Source organism: Curtobacterium sp. MCBA15_013 (assembly GCF_001865095.1).
Classification (GTDB): domain Bacteria; phylum Actinomycetota; class Actinomycetes; order Actinomycetales; family Microbacteriaceae; genus Curtobacterium.
Genome location: NZ_MJGQ01000018.1, coordinates 2,311 through 16,700 on the forward strand (window position 1 = coordinate 2,311; position 14,390 = coordinate 16,700).

At 71.7% G+C, this 14,390-nt stretch carries 12 protein-coding genes; 5 read left to right on the forward strand and 7 right to left on the reverse strand.

Annotation, left to right across the window (positions count from 1 at the left end; genetic code table 11):
* Positions 1-45: 45 nt before the first annotated feature.
* From BIV01_RS11525 to BIV01_RS11550, 6 genes are all read right to left on the reverse strand, one after another.
* Complete coding sequence (locus tag BIV01_RS11525) at positions 46-1,197, reverse strand: glycosyl hydrolase family 8 (protein ID WP_071302937.1); 1,152 nt, start codon at positions 1,195-1,197, stop codon at positions 46-48.
* Between the two features lie 93 nt (positions 1,198-1,290).
* Positions 1,291-2,112, reverse strand: a complete 822-nt coding sequence (locus tag BIV01_RS11530; RefSeq protein ID WP_083295008.1) for a DUF4397 domain-containing protein — start codon at positions 2,110-2,112, stop codon at positions 1,291-1,293.
* 53 nt (positions 2,113-2,165) lie between these two features.
* On the reverse strand, positions 2,166-4,160 hold the full coding sequence (locus BIV01_RS11535) for an ArnT family glycosyltransferase (RefSeq protein WP_071302938.1): 1,995 nt from the start codon (positions 4,158-4,160) through the stop codon (positions 2,166-2,168).
* Complete coding sequence (locus BIV01_RS11540) at positions 4,157-5,659, reverse strand: glycosyltransferase (RefSeq protein WP_071302939.1); 1,503 nt, start codon at positions 5,657-5,659, stop codon at positions 4,157-4,159. The genes BIV01_RS11535 and BIV01_RS11540 overlap by 4 nt, the downstream gene beginning before the upstream one ends.
* On the reverse strand, positions 5,656-6,153 hold the full coding sequence (locus tag BIV01_RS11545) for a GtrA family protein (protein ID WP_071295941.1): 498 nt from the start codon (positions 6,151-6,153) through the stop codon (positions 5,656-5,658). Before BIV01_RS11545 ends, BIV01_RS11540 begins: the two co-directional genes overlap by 4 nt.
* A gap of 205 nt (positions 6,154-6,358) precedes the next feature.
* The gene (locus BIV01_RS11550) at positions 6,359-7,363 is read right to left on the reverse strand and encodes an aldo/keto reductase family protein (protein ID WP_071302940.1); all 1,005 of its coding nucleotides are present in this window, start codon (positions 7,361-7,363) and stop codon (positions 6,359-6,361) included.
* Positions 7,364-7,777: 414 nt separating this feature from the next.
* On the opposite strand from BIV01_RS11550, the gene BIV01_RS11555 reads away from it, so the two are divergent.
* The 4 genes from BIV01_RS11555 to BIV01_RS11570 all read left to right on the forward strand — a co-directional run bounded on the left by BIV01_RS11555 (position 7,778) and on the right by BIV01_RS11570 (position 11,613).
* Complete coding sequence (locus BIV01_RS11555) at positions 7,778-8,722, forward strand: hypothetical protein (RefSeq protein ID WP_071302941.1); 945 nt, start codon at positions 7,778-7,780, stop codon at positions 8,720-8,722.
* Between the two features lie 129 nt (positions 8,723-8,851).
* Positions 8,852-9,412, forward strand: a complete 561-nt coding sequence (locus BIV01_RS11560; protein ID WP_070416635.1) for a YceI family protein — start codon at positions 8,852-8,854, stop codon at positions 9,410-9,412.
* A 597-nt stretch (positions 9,413-10,009) separates the two neighbouring features.
* Positions 10,010-10,576 carry a TIGR03086 family metal-binding protein gene (locus BIV01_RS11565; protein WP_070416636.1) on the forward strand — a complete coding sequence of 189 codons (567 nt, stop codon included), beginning with the start codon at positions 10,010-10,012 and terminating at the stop codon, positions 10,574-10,576.
* Between the two features lie 110 nt (positions 10,577-10,686).
* A complete protein-coding gene (locus tag BIV01_RS11570) occupies positions 10,687-11,613 on the forward strand; it encodes an aldo/keto reductase (protein WP_071302942.1) in 927 nt (308 codons plus the stop codon).
* 57 nt (positions 11,614-11,670) lie between these two features.
* On the opposite strand, the gene BIV01_RS11575 is transcribed toward BIV01_RS11570, so the two are convergent.
* Positions 11,671-12,603 (reverse strand): oxygenase MpaB family protein, encoded by a 933-nt coding sequence (locus tag BIV01_RS11575; protein ID WP_071295024.1) that lies wholly within the window; start codon positions 12,601-12,603, stop codon positions 11,671-11,673.
* Positions 12,604-12,663: 60 nt separating this feature from the next.
* Between BIV01_RS11575 and BIV01_RS11580 the strand changes: the two genes are divergently transcribed.
* A complete protein-coding gene (locus BIV01_RS11580) occupies positions 12,664-14,349 on the forward strand; it encodes a long-chain-fatty-acid--CoA ligase (protein ID WP_071302943.1) in 1,686 nt (561 codons plus the stop codon).
* Positions 14,350-14,390: the final 41 nt, after the last annotated feature.

A 14,390-nucleotide genomic window follows, 5' to 3' on the forward strand; every position in this document is an offset into this window, starting at 1 on the left:
GAGTCTCGGGCGCGTCCCCGCGCGCTCCGGCCCGCCGCCGCCCGCTCACGACGCACCCCCGGCACGCGTCGCGCACCCACCGAGCACGTCGGACGTGAGCATCGTCGCGCCGAGCGCCGCCCACGCGTCCCCGTAGTACGTCGGCGTCGTCGCAGCCGTCCGGTCCGCCCGGCGCAGGTCCGTCGCCGCCGCTGCAGACTGCCCGGAGGCCTGCTCCGCCGCAGCCCGCGCCACGTACGCCAGCGCGTTCGTGTCACCCGTCACGGCCGTCCCGCCGAGGTCGAGCTGTGCCGCCAACTGCGTCTGCCGCCGGAGCGTCGGCGCGATCGACCCGGCCAGGGACCGGTCCTGCGCGGCGCAGGCCTCGGCGTACCGGAGCGGCAGCCGCATCGCGTCGTACCCGTACAGCACCCGGTCGTCGCCACCGGTCGCGGGCATCGGGTCGACCGTGCCGTCGGCGTGCACCTGGGACCAGTCACTCGGCAGGTCGGACCCGGCGAGCACGGCCCGCGTGACCGCTCGCGACCCGGAGCCGAGCGCCTCCCAGCGGTCGTCGCCGGTCGCCTTCGCCAGCACGTCGTACGCCGCCGGCGACGCGTACGAGGCGTCGTACCGGTACGGCTCGGAGTCGGCCCACGGCCCGGGCAGCAGGATCGTCCCGAGCTCGGTCGTGGCGGTCTCGTGCTCGAGGATCGCGGACGCCATGGTCTTCCCCGCCGTGGTGTACCGGGACTCGTCCCACGAGGACCCGGCGAGCACGAGTGCCCTGGCGGCGTCGAGGTCGGCGTCGCTCGCGGATTGCCCGTCGGCGATGCCGTCGTCCGGCGTCCACCGCCACGCGAGCAGGTGGTCGTCGGTGAGCAGGTGCCGCTTCGTCCACGTCCAGATCTCGCCGAAGCGGTCACGGTCGCCGTTCGCGTAGGCGATCAGGAGCCCGTAGGCCTGCCCCTCGCTGACGGTGTCGCCGCCCTGGTCGGTGCGGACGACGCGGCCGTCCTGCACGTACCGGTCGAGGAAGTCCGTCCGCAGCTGCTCCGGCGAGCGCGCTGCGTCCGGCGCCGCCGAGGACGTCGGGGTCGACGCACCTCCGGCCTCGGGCTGCGGGGCGCCCCACGGGCGCACCGCGACGAGCGCGATGCCGAGCGCGACGAGCACCGCGGCTGCGGCGGTCACGGGGATCCAGGTCCTGCGGGTCATGCGGCCTGCCTTCCTGACTGGGTGCGGTGTGGGACGGGAGGCGCGGATCACGCGGGCGGATCCGCTGCGGCGATCCGCGCCTCCGCTCCGGCGTCAGCGGAACAGCGAGCGGAGCGTCGCGATCAGCTCGTGGGTGGCCTGCTCGACCGGGTCGGCGGCCGCGCCGCCACCGCCGGTCTGCACCCCGCCGGACGGCGTGGACGCCGTGGCTGCCGCGTCCGTGACGGGCACGACCGTGAGGTCGCCCTTGCTGTCGTCGAGCACGAACAGCGTCGAGACGGTGTTGCCCGCGAGGTCGACCTTCGCCGTGCCCCGCTGCCCGCTGCCCGAGACGTCGAGCGTCCACTTGCCGGCGTCGACGGTGGCGTACTTCGTGGCGGTGCCGAACGCGGCGTCCTCGGCGACGGCGGTCCCCTCGGAGGTGCTCACGTCGACCGACTTCGCGGTGGTCGCGGCCTGCACGAGCCGGAGCTTCGCCTTGCCGTCACCGGGCTGCTGGAGGTCGTCGGTGAACGCGGTCGTCTTGAGCCCGGAGTTCTTTCCGTAGGCGACGACGGTGCTCGCGTCGCCCTTGTCGACCGTGACGTCGGTGGAGATCACGGGGGTCGAGTCGGGGGCGTCGGCGGCGCGCATCGACAGGACGTAGGTGCCGACCGGGAGCTCCTGGTACGGGCTGACCTGGCCGTAGGTGACGTCGTCGAGCTCGAAGACCGTCTTGCCGCCGGCCAGGCTCGACAGCTCGACGTCGACGCCCTTCGTGTCCGGGGAGAGGTGGCCGACGCGGAGCCAGCCCTGGTCGCTCGAGGTGGCGGCGGGTGTGGCGGCGGTCGCTGCTTGCGGCGCGAGGCCGACGGCTGCGGCGACGAGGCTCGTGGCGAGGGCGCCGACGAGGAGGGTGCGACGAGGTGCGGGCATGGTGGTGCTCCTTCTGGTCGTGGTTCGGGTCTGGTGCGTGTGTGCGGCGGCGGTCACGAGGCGCTCGTCGCGGTCGTGGTCGGGTCGGCGGGGGCGTAGACGACGGTCAGGCGCGACCCGTCCCGCTCGACCGAGTCGGGTCGGAACCCGCTGGCCATGGCGTCGAGGGTGGCCTCGACGCGGGACGCCTCGGCGTTGCCGGGGGCCTCCAGGACGACCCGCCGGAAGGGCTGCCCGGTCTCGCCGGACACCGGCGTGAACCGGTCGACCTCGACGAACCCGTCGGCGAGGACCTGCCCGAGCGCGATCATCGCCCGCGAGTCCACCTGTCCGGCGCGGAACTGCGACTTGGTGCCCTCGTCGGCGAAGAGCGCCGGGTTCGAGGCGAGCTCGGTCCCCATCGTCTTCCGGAGGTCGGTCGCGCGGGTGATGGCGGCCTCGGCGGCCGTCGACCCCTCGGCGTGGATGCGTCGGACGTCGACCCGCTGGTTCCCGGTGCCGAACGCGGCGACGGTCGTCGAGTTCTCGATCGCCTGGCGGATGTCCGACGACGAGTTGCCGCCGGTGCGCATGGAGTCAGTCGTGACGACGTAGTCCGAGTCCTTCCAGCCGTTCGGCGACTGGCGTTCGACCGCGGCGTCGGTGTCGAGCTTGTAGTACCAGATGACGTTGTTCCGGGCGAAGCCGTCCTGCACGAGGTCGACCCACATGGCGTCGTCCACGAGCAGCCGCGAGGACTTCGGGACGTTGTCGCCGACCCACTGCTCGGCCTGCTGCATCGGCAGGTCGAGGTTGCCGAGCACGAAGCCGCGCAGCTGCGTGCCCCAGAGCGGGAGGGCGACGAGGAGTGCCGCGGACGTCACGACCGCCCACGTGGTGCCGAGGCCCCGGCGGACGACGGCCCGCGCATCGGTCCCCGAGGTCCCGCGCAGGCGGCCGAGCACGGTGAGGACGGCACGTTCGGCGGTGGAGGCGACGAGGAGCGCGGCGAACGGGATGAGCATGATCACGTACGGCACGGGCAGGTACCCGTTCGGGCGGAACATCATGAGCAGCAGGAACACGAGCATCGCCGCGATCGGGCGCACCCGGCGGAGGAACAGCCCGACGAACGCTGCGGCCGAGCCGAGCACGATGAACACCGGGTCGAGCGCCCACCACTGCGCGGCGGCCTCGTTCGCGAGGCTCCCCGCGTCGAACACCGATCCGCTGGCCGCCCGGGAACCGAGCTGGTAGGTGATGCCCTCGAAGAGGCTGACCCGACCGGTGCCGGGCAGGAGCTCGCCCTTCACCGCGGCGAGCAGCAGGTAGCCGCCACCGATCACGGCGAGCACGGCCCCGGCGACGCTGAGCGTGTACCGGCGGGTGCTCCGGTCGGCCCGGCGCACCGCGATCCAGATGAGGAACGGCAGGGCGAGCAGGTACGTCTCCTTCGAGAGCACCGCGATGCCGAGGCACGCAGCGGCACCCGCGAAGCCGGCGAGCTGCTGGCGACGGCTGAGCACGAGGACGAACGCGGCGAGGAGCCACGGCGTCGCGACGTTGTCGATGTAGACCGTGCGGTGGTACTGCAGGGCCAGGGGCGACAGGGCGAACACGAGGCCCGCGACCGCCGCGGTGGCACGGCCGGCGCCGAGTCGGCGGGCGAGGACGAACAGCAGGATGCTCGACACGGCGGCGAAGAACACCATCGCCTCGCGCCCGGCCCCGACGGCGAACGGGTAGCGCGCGAACGCCGCGGTCAGCGAGGTGTACCCGGCGATCTGGATCCAGCCCAGCGGCGGGTGGTCGTACCAGTACGTGTAGTGGGTGATCTCGCCGAGGTGCGTGATCGCCCAGGCCTGGGCGGTGTACGTGCCCTCGTCGTCGATCCGCTGGGGCGTGCCGGACATGTTCCACGACTGCACGACGACGGTCACGGCGAGGACGGGGAGGAGCCAGCCGAGGCTCGCGGCGTGCCGGCGGAACCAGGCGCCGACGCCGGAGCGCTGGCGGGCGACGGCGCCCCGGATCGGGATGCCGGTGGTGTCGGTGATGCTGGCGGTCATCGGGTGCCTCCGGTGGTCGACGCGACGAGTTCACGGTCGTCCGAGCGGTCGTCCGCCCGATCGGTGGTCACGGCGTTCGCGAAGCCGACGACCTCGGCCGACTGCCCGGCCGTGCGGTGCTGCCCGGTGTGCTCGGTCTTCTCCCACCCGTTCTGCCCCTTGGCGTGCCGGACCACGGCCCGGACCGCCGCTGCGGCGAGGAAGATCTGGTACGGCACGAGACCGAGCACGAGCTTCACGTAGTCGCGGATCCGGACCTTCTCCTTGTAGAGCCGACCGAACTCGTTGAGGCCGACGACCTCGACGGCGAGCAGCATGAGCGTCGGGGCGACGGGCACGAACGACACGAGGGCGATCGCCGTCGGCACCTTGACGAACAGGATCATCAGGACGCTGAGCGGGATGAGCAGCCCGGTGGCCGCCTGGATGAACGGCATCGTCAGCATGTAGCGGGCGAAGAACCGCTGGCGGAACGACGGGAGCTTCTTCCACTCCCCCTTGCCGAGCACCTGCAGGAAGCCCTGGTTCCACCGGGTCCGCTGCTTGAGCAGGGAGGCGAAGGTGGGCGGGGTCTCCTCGCGGGTGACGGCCTCGGGGCTGTAGGCGACGACGACCTTGGCACCGTCGGCGGACAGTCGGACGCCGAGCTCGCAGTCCTCGGCGAGGCAGTGCGCGTCCCAGCCGTTCGACCAGTCCAGGCGTTCCTTCGTCACGAAGACGGTGTTGCCGCCGAGCGGGATGAACTTCGACCCGGCGTGGAAGTGCAGGCGCGAGCGGAACCAGAAGTAGTACTCGAGCACGTTCCGGAGCGACCACCAGCTCGACTTGAAGTTCATCAGCTGCACGCCGCCCTGCACGACGTCGGCGTCGGTCTCCTGGAAGCGCGAGTCGACCAGGGAGAGCAGCCGCGGGTAGACCTCGTCCTCGGCGTCGAACACCCCGACGATGTCGCCCGTCGCGTACTGGAGCGCGAGGTTCATCGCCTTCGGCTTGTTCTTCGGCGCGGTGTCGTCGACGACGACCGTGATGAGCCCGGGGTGCCGGGCCGCGGCGGCACGCACGACGGCGTCCGTCTCGGGGTCGTCCTCGCCGACGATCGCGATGATCTCGAAGTCCGGGTGGTCCTGCTTCGCGAGCATGTCGAGCGTCTCCCCCATGACGTCCTGCTCGTGGCGGCCGGGGACCAGCAGCGTGAACCGGTGCGCCGCCGGGCGCGGGGTCTGGCTGAAGCTCGTCGACTTGAGCGCGTCGCGCGAGCGCCAGGCGTGCAGCATCCACCACAGCGTGGTGAGCGCGATGATCGTGAGCAGCACGGAGATCGCGATGAGGGCCGAGTACCCGACCCACTCGCCGACCGACCAGGCGGCCTGCGGGAGCTGCCCCGAGCCTCCTGTCGGGACGTCGGTCGTGCCGCGGTTCGGGACGCTCGACGGAGCCGTCCCCTCGTTCGGCTGGAGCAGCGGCCCTGCGGCCGTCCACAGCGTGGCGGAGATGGTCATTCGGCGAGCTCCTTCGCGTGAGCGTCGGTGGAACGGAAGACGAGGGCCTTGTACGCGGCGAACCGGAACGCGGTGCCGAGCACGAGACCCACCCCGTTGCCGGCGACGTTGTCGGCGAGGGTGGAGGTGAAACCGAGGACGTAGTGCGAGACGAAGAGGCACGCGGCGGCGATGCCGAGGCCGATGAGGTTGGTGACCGCGAACAGGAGGCCCTCCCGGAGGGTCTCGCGGCGGCCGGTCTGCCGCTCGGCCCGGAACGTGATGAACCGGTTGCCGATCCAGGCGACGGCCGTGGACACGACGGCGGAGACGATCTTCGCGGCGATGGGCCCGTCGGGCATCACGGTCGCGCGGAGGAGGTTGTAGACGCCGAGGTCGATGACGAAGCAGACGGCGCCGATGCTGCCGAAGGAGACGAGTTGCCGCGCGAGCACCACCAGACGCGCGACGGCCGCGCGCGGAGGGACGGGTACCGCGCCGGTTGCGGATGGCACCACAACGGGGGTATCGGTTCGGGTCATGCCCCCGATTCGGGGGGCTTCTCGAGGCGGTTTGGGTGGGGTACAGGCTTACGGAGGGGTCTGCCAGTTTCGCGACACCCGCTGTTCACATGCGGGTCGCGGTGGACGCGCCCCCACGACGGACTGGAGGCGCGGTGCCAGCTGGCACCGCGCCTCCAGGTCGGAAGGGTGGTCGCGTCTACGCGGGGCGCGACGCCGGGCTGACGGTCTTCGACGCGTCGCGCTCCGGGATGTCCCCCAGGGCTGCGTCGATCGCCGCGAGGGCGTCGGCGTCCAGGCGCACGCCCGCGGCCTGCACGTTGTCGGTGACCTGCTCCGGACGGGACGCGCCGACGATCGCACTCGCGACGTTCTCGTTCTGGAGCGTCCACGCGATGGCGAGCTGCGCCAGGGTCAGGCCGGCCTGGTCGGCGACGGGCTGAAGGCGCTGGACGGCTTCGAGGACCTCGTCGCGCATGAACCGCTTGATCATGTCGGCGCCGCCCTTCTCGTCGGTGGCGCGGGAGCCCTCGGGCAGCGGCTGACCGGGCTGGTACTTCCCCGTCAGCACACCCTGCGCGATCGGGGACCAGACGATCTGCGAGATGCCGAGCTCCTCGGACGTCGGGACGACCTCGCCCTCGATGACCCGCCAGAGCGCCGAGTACTGCGGCTGGTTCGAGATGAGCTGGAAGCCCAGCTCCTTCGCGAGCGCGGCACCGGCGCGGATCTGCTCGGCGTTCCACTCGCTCACGCCGATGTAGAGCGCCTTGCCCTGCCGGACGACGTCGGCGAACGCCATCATCGTCTCCTCGAGCGGCGTCTCGTAATCGAACCGGTGTGCCTGGTAGAGGTCGACGTAGTCGGTCTGGAGGCGCTCGAGCGACCCGTCGATCGACTCCATGATGTGCTTGCGGCTGAGGCCGACGTCGTTGTGCCCCTTCGGCCCGGTCGGCCAGTAGACCTTCGTGAAGATCTCCAGCGACTGACGGCGCTCGGCCTGCAGCGCCTCGCCGAGGACGGTCTCGGCGGCAGTGTTCGCGTACGTGTCCGCGGTGTCGAACGTGGTGATGCCGGCGTCGAGCGCTGCCCGCACGCACTGGGTGGCGACGTCGTTCTCGACCTGCGAGCCGTGCGTCAGCCAGTTGCCGTAGGTGATCTCGGAGATCTTGAGTCCGGAGTTGCCCAGGTACCTGAATTCCATGCTCCCGACGCTAGCGGGCTTCCCCGCCCCGTGAGGGGCCGTGCGAGTACCTGGGTGCGGGGGGCTGCGCTGCGCGCGCGGCGCTGCGCGCGTGGGGGTGGGGTGCGGGGTGGGCGAGCGGGAGGGGATGCGCGAGCGGGCGGTATACCCACGGGACCACGCTGGGACCGGGGCCATTTCGCCCGCTCGCGCCGCGCCTCCCGAGCCCTTCGGATGCGCCGGCGGCGGGGATGCGCGAGCGGGCGGAATACCCACGGGACCGCGCTGGGACCGGGGCCATTTCACCCGCTCGCGCCGCGCCTCCCGAGCCGCCCTCGAGCCGGCCATCCGTCCACAGATGGTCGCTTGCGCCAGCCGTCCACAGATCAGAGCGGACGCCACTCGCACGGTGCCACCGGCGGCCACGCTGGCCGCATGCACGTCGACGCGACCTTCCCGATGGCCCTCCGCGGCCGACCGTTCCGCGTGCGCGAAGCCCTGCACCGCGGCGTCAGCGTCGGCCGACTCCGATCACGAGCGTTCCTCCGCCCGTTCCACGGCATCCGCGCCTGGACCCGTCCGCAGACGCACGACGAGCGCGCACGAGCGGTGCAGCCGCGCCTGCGCCCGGACCAGGCGTTCAGCCACACGACCGCCGCAGCGATCCTCGGCTTCCCGCTCCCGCGCCGGCTCGAGCGCGATCCCCGCGTCCACGTGACGACGATCGGGACGGACCAGGCGCTCCGTGTCCGCGGGACGATCGGGCACCGCGCCCGCCGCGGCAGACTCCAGGTGGTCCACTCGGGCACCGCGTCGCTGACCCACCCAGCCGACACGTTCGTCGCGCTCGCGACCCTCCTGAGCCGCGACGAACTCATCGTGGTCGGCGACGCGATCATCGGCTGGCTCGGGTGGTGCGACCACGCCGAACTGGTCGCCGCAGCTCGTCGCTACCGCGGAGCGAGGGGCATCCGTCGCGTCCGAGCAGCCCTCGCCGAGATGCGCCAAGGATCACGTTCGCCCGGCGAGACCCGGCTCCGGCTCGCCCTCACGAGGCGTGGTCTGCCGCAACCCGTCCTGAACCACGACGTCGTGGTGGACGGTCGGTGGATCGCGTGCGTCGATCTCGCGTACCCGGGCGCCCGTGTCGCGATCGAGTACGAGAGCGACCTCCACCGCACCGACGATCGCACGTTCCGCAAGGACATCACGCGGGGTGAACACCTGAAGGACGCCGGCTGGTGGCTGCTGCGCGCCACCGCGGACGACGTGGGACCGGCGATCGAGGCGCTCGTGGCGCGCGTCCGTCGCCTCCTCGACGGCGTCTCGACCGGGAGGCACGACCCACGTCCGACACGCCGTCCAGCGTCACCGAGATGAACATTGGTTGACGCTTCAACCAAACACGTGCAGAATGGGCTAGCATCAACTTCGATGCAGGCGCATGGAATCGTGGTTCCGCCCGACGCCTGCTCGGGAACGCAGTCCACACGCTTCGAAGGAGTCACCATGACGCTCACCGCCTCGACCATCCCCGGCTACCAGACCGGTACCTGGAAGATCGACCCCACCCACTCCGAGGTCACGTTCTCGGTCCGCCACCTCGCGATCAGCAAGGTCAAGGGCAAGTTCGAGACCTTCGACGCCACCGTCGTCACCGCCGAGAACCCGCTCGAGTCGACCGTCGAGGCGAACATCGACGTCGCGTCGATCAACACCGGCCAGGAGCAGCGCGACCAGCACCTCAAGACGAGCGACTTCTTCCTCACCGAGGAGCACCCGCAGCTCACCTTCCGCTCGACGAGCATCGAGGCGAAGGGCGACGACCTGCACATCGCCGGCGACCTGACCCTGCGTGGCGTCACCAAGCCGGTCGTCCTCAAGGCCGAGCTCGGCGGCTTCACGACCGACGGCTACGGCCAGGTCAAGTTCGGCGCCGAGGCCACGACCAAGATCGACCGCACCGAGTTCGGCGTGAACTGGAACGCTGCGCTCGAGGCCGGTGGCTTCACGCTCGGCAACGACGTGACGATCAACCTCGACGTGCAGTTCGTCCTCCAGGCGGCCTGACACCTCGTCCCTCCTGACCCGAAGGTCGTCGCGTTGCGCGTGACCTGAGGGACATCGAACCGCAGCACACTGCAGTACCCGAAGCGAACGGCCCGGCTCCTCCCCCACGGAGTCGGGCCGTTCGTCGTTGCGGGGGGGGCGGGGGGCTTGGGGGGGGGCTTGGGCGCGCGTGGTCTTCTCGCTGGGCCGGTCGCTCGCGCGTCCCGCCGTCGAGCGGGCGAAGTACGCGCGGTTCGCGGCAAGCGCCCGCCAGCTTCCGCCCGCTCGCCGCGACCGCCATGCGATCGGCTCCGTGGCGCGCGCCGGCGTCTCTGGTCGCGCGCGCCACCCGCGCCGATCGGGCGGATTCGGCACCGACGGACGTGGCACCCCCGCACATTTCGCCCGCTCGCCCGGCGACTGCGCGCAGTAGCGTGAGACCGCAGCGTCCGCCGACCGGCACCGGGCGACCGCCGCGGGGAATCGGAACCCGAGCTGGAAGGTTGCAGGGGAACACACGGGAACCCGCCTCCGGGCCGATCGTCGAACACCCACCAACACGCAGCACCCCGCACCCCGCACCCCGCACCCGCAGGACCCACGAACAGGAGCACCACCATGGCCACCGACTGGATCGCGCTGCAGGCGCTCGCGGCAGCCGAGTTCGGCCGCCGCGTCGCCGCCGTCACGGACTGGGACGCGTCGACCCCCGACTCCGAATGGACCACCCGAGACCTCGTCCGACACGTCGTCGAGGAGCAGCGGTGGATCCCGAAGCTCCTGACGGGGTGCGACTACGCCCAGGCCGAAGCGGATCTCGAAGCGGTCGGCTCCGACCTCGCGGCCGAGTGGGCGAAGTTCGCGGCCGAAGCCATCGAGGCGTGGCAGAGAACGCCCGCTGACACGCCGGTGCACCTCGCCACGGACGTCGTCCCGGCGGGGCAGTACCTCACCGAGCAGACCAGCGACATCACGATCCACACGTGGGACCTCGCGCGGGCGACCGGCAGCGACGAGACCCTCCCGGACGAACTCGTGCAGGCCGTGTGGGAGCACTTCGAGCCGCAGATCGAGGACCTCGCCGCGACCGGGCTCTACGCCGCACCGGTCGACGTCGACGAGGACGCGCCGCTGCAGGTCCGCCTCCTCGCGGTCACAGGGCGCGATGCCAGGGTGGCAGCATGACCGAAACCGCCCGCTCGACAAGCCCGGCAACCCCCGAAACCACCCGCCCGGTAACCCCGACCACCCGCCTCGGCGCCTCCGGCCTCCAGATCAGCTCCGTCATCCTCGGCATGATGTCCTACGGCGACCCCGACAAGGGCGCCCACGAGTGGAGCGTCGGCATCGACGAGGCCCGCCCCTTCGTCCGCCGCGCCTACGACCAGGGCATCACCACGTTCGACACCGCGAACGTCTACTCCGCGGGCAGCTCCGAGGAGATCACCGGCACCCTCCTCAAGGAACTCGCCCCGCGCGAGGAGGTCCAGGTCTTCACCAAGGTCTTCAACCGCATGCGCCCGGGCCCCAACGGCGCAGGGCTCTCGCGGGCGGCGATCATGCACGAGATCGACGCCTCGCTGACCCGCCTCGGCACGGACTACGTCGACCTGTACCAGATCCACCGTTTCGACCCGCACACCCCGGTCGAGGAGACGATGGAGGCCCTCCACGACGTCGTGAAGTCGGGCAAGGCGCGCTACATCGGCGCGAGCAGCATGTGGGCGTGGCAGTTCGCCGAGATGCAGCACATCGCGGAACGGAACGGCTGGACGCGGTTCGTCAGCATGCAGGACCAGTACAACCTCCTCGAACGCGAGGAGGAGCGCGAGATGCACCCCTTCTGCGCCCACACCGGCGTCGGTGTGATCCCGTGGAGCCCGCTCGCCCGCGGCAAGCTCACCCGCCCCTGGGACGCGCAGGGGTCCGGCAGCAGGGCCGACACCGACGAGTTCGGCAAGACCCTGTACCGCCAGGACGAGGACGCCAACCGCGCGATCGTCGACACGGTGCAGCAGGTCGCCGAGGCGCACGACGCGAGCATGGCGCAGATCGCCCTCGCGTGGGTGATGCGACAGCCGGCGGTCTCCGCCCCGATCGTCGGCGCGACGAAGGAGCACCACATCGACGACGCGGTCGCTGCGACGACGATCGAGCTCACGGACGACGAGGTCACCCGTTTCGAATCCGCGTACACGCCCCGGGTGCCGTCCGGTTTCTGACGCACCCACCAGACGGACGGGAGGCGCGGTGCCAGCTGGCACCGCGCCTCCTGGCCGTCAGACGGTCGCGTCCGGAATCCGCCGCTCGCCGCCCAGCCGCGCGATCCGCACGAGCGCCGCGCGCTCCGTCCCCGGCTGGTGCCCGAGCACGGCACCGATCCCGTCGAGCACCACGCCCGCCGTCCGCCGGACCGGGAACTCCACCGGCCCGACCGCAGGCGTCCGCAGCCCGAGCATCGAGCGGTGCCGCGGATCGAGGGAGACGACCGCGCCGTCGAAGAGCGCCCGGTACCCGGGGCGCAGCAGGCGTGCGAGCGGCGGGTCCTTGATGAACCGAACGACGTCGAGCGTCCGTGCGGTCGCGACGAGTTCCCCGCGGTCGAGGTACCCGTTCATCTGGGCGCGGAGCTCGGCGTCGGACTCGGGGGCGTCCTCGACGCCCATCAACCGGCCGGCGATCGCCCACTCGCGGACGTAGGCGTCGGCGCCGCCGGGGATGGGTTCGCCCCACAGCTGCGCGCTGCGGAGGAAGGCGTCGGTGAACGCGAGGTGCACCCACCGGGCGAGGTCCGGGTCGTTCGCGGCGTACGGCTTCGTGACCCCGTGGCCGTCGACGTACTCGCCACGGACGCGCTCGTGGAGCTTCCGGACCCAGGCGCTCGCGGACCGGGCCGCCGTGGTGTCGCCGTGCGAGACCGTGTAGATCCAGCGGATGGTGCCGGCGAGGCGGCCGAACGGGTCCTCGCGGTAGCGGGAGTGGTCGGCGACGCCGGCGAGCGCCCCGGGGTGGAGCGCCTGGACGAGCAGGGCGCGGACACCCGCGAGGATCGTCTGCTTCCCACCGTGCACCGACCAGGTGGCGGAGCCGGGCCCGAAGAACCCGGCGTCGGTGCCCTGTTCGAGCTCGTCGATCCAGGCCGGGCGCTCCGTCGCACCACCGGTGAACGTGTCGTTGAGACGGGATCGGAAGGCATCGGCGACAGAGGGCATGACGCCATTGTCCGTCGTGCCCCTGACAACGCGCTCGGGTGGCCCGCTAGGTTGGTCGGCGTGAGCATCGACACGCCTCGTCCCTGGCTTGCCTCGTACGCCCCGGGGGTCCCGCACGACATCGACGAGCCGACCGGCTCCCTGTACGACATCGTGGAGGGGTCCGCCAGGCGCTTCCCGAAGAAGGTCGCACTCGAGTTCTTCAAGCGGACGACGACGTACGCCGAGCTCGAGGAGCAGATCCTCCGGGCGGCGAACGGCCTCCGCAAGCTCGGGGTGACCGCGGGCGACCGGGTGGCGATCGTGCTGCCGAACTGCCCGCAGCACATCGTGGCCTTCTACGCCGTGCTCCGCCTCGGCGCCGTCGTCGTCGAACACAACCCGCTGTACACGCCGCGCGAGCTCCGCCACCAGTTCGAGGACCACGGCGCGAAGGTCGCGATCGCGTGGGACAAGTCGGTGGCGACGCTGCAGGACTTCCCCTCGGACGTGAAGCTCGACGCGATCGTCTCGGTCGACCTCACCCGCGCGATGCCGCGCGGGACCCGGATCGCGCTGTCGCTGCCGGTCGCGAAGGCCCGCGAGTCCCGGGCGAAGCTGACCACCACGGTGCGCGGCACGACGCCGTGGGACGACCTCGTGTCGAACCGGAAGCTGTCGAAGCGCCACCCCCGCCCCGCCACCGACGACGTCGCCCTGATCCAGTACACGTCCGGCACGACGGGCGTGCCGAAGGGTGCGGTGCTGTCGCACGGCAACCTCATCGCGAACGCCGCACAGGCCCGGGCGTGGGTCCCGCAGATCCAGCCCGGTGACGGCAGCGTGGTCTACGCGGTCCTGCCGATGTTCCACGCCTACGGCCTGACGCTCTGCCTGACCTTCGCGATGAGCATGGCCTCGCGGCTCGTGCTGTTCCCGACGTTCGACCCGGCACTCGTGCTCGCCGCGATGAAGAAGCACCCGCCGACGTTCCTGCCGGCCGTGCCCCCGATCTACGCGCGGCTGCAGCACGCGGCGGACTCCGCGAAGGTCTCGCTCGAGGGGATCGAGATCGGCATCTCCGGGGCGATGGCGCTCTCGAAGGAGGTCGTCGAGCCGTGGGAGGCCCGCACCGGCGGCTACCTCGTCGAGGGCTACGGCCTGTCCGAGTGCTCCCCCGTCCTGCTCGCGAACCCGGTGTCCCCGGCCCGGCGCCTCGGGTCGATCGGCCTGCCGCTGTCCTCGACCGAGGCGCGGGTTGCCGACCCGGACGACCCGACGAAGGTCCTCGGGACCGACGAGCCGGGCGAGCTCCAGGTCCGCGGGCCCCAGGTGTTCCGCGGGTACTGGGGCAAGGCCGAGGCCACCGACGAGGTCTTCACGCCGGACGGCTGGTTCCGGACCGGTGACATCGTGGCGATCGACGCCGACGGGTACGTCCGGATCGTGGACCGCCTCAAGGAGCTCATCATCACCGGCGGGTTCAACGTCTCCCCGACCGAGGTCGAGGACGCCCTGCTCAAGCACCCGAGCGTGCGCGAGGTCGCGGTCGTCGGGATCACCCAGGGCGGCAACGAGCAGGTCGTCGCGGCCGTCGTGCCGAAGGACCCCGCGACGTTCGACGCCGATGCCCTGCGGGCGTGGTCGCGCGAGCACCTCGCCGCGTACAAGGTGCCCCGCCGGGTGGTCGTGGTCGAGGACCTGCCGCGCTCGATGATCGGCAAGGTGCTGCGGCGGAAGGTGCGCGACCAGATCCTCGGCGAGTAGCGGCGAACCCCTGGCGGCGCGCCCCTGGCGGCGCACCCGCA

Coding starts and splice junctions, on each gene's coding strand:
- BIV01_RS11575 (WP_071295024.1), bottom strand. CDS start 12,603: ATGCCCTCTGTCGCCGATGCCTTCCGATCCCGTCTCAACGACACGTTC.
- BIV01_RS11535 (WP_071302938.1), bottom strand. CDS start 4,160: ATGACCGCCAGCATCACCGACACCACCGGCATCCCGATCCGGGGCGCC.
- BIV01_RS11540 (WP_071302939.1), bottom strand. CDS start 5,659: ATGACCATCTCCGCCACGCTGTGGACGGCCGCAGGGCCGCTGCTCCAG.
- BIV01_RS11550 (WP_071302940.1), bottom strand. CDS start 7,363: ATGGAATTCAGGTACCTGGGCAACTCCGGACTCAAGATCTCCGAGATC.
- BIV01_RS11565 (WP_070416636.1), top strand. CDS start 10,010: ATGGCCACCGACTGGATCGCGCTGCAGGCGCTCGCGGCAGCCGAGTTC.
- BIV01_RS11570 (WP_071302942.1), top strand. CDS start 10,687: ATGATGTCCTACGGCGACCCCGACAAGGGCGCCCACGAGTGGAGCGTC.
- BIV01_RS11530 (WP_083295008.1), bottom strand. CDS start 2,112: ATGCCCGCACCTCGTCGCACCCTCCTCGTCGGCGCCCTCGCCACGAGC.
- BIV01_RS11555 (WP_071302941.1), top strand. CDS start 7,778: ATGCACGTCGACGCGACCTTCCCGATGGCCCTCCGCGGCCGACCGTTC.
- BIV01_RS11560 (WP_070416635.1), top strand. CDS start 8,852: ATGACGCTCACCGCCTCGACCATCCCCGGCTACCAGACCGGTACCTGG.
- BIV01_RS11525 (WP_071302937.1), bottom strand. CDS start 1,197: ATGACCCGCAGGACCTGGATCCCCGTGACCGCCGCAGCCGCGGTGCTC.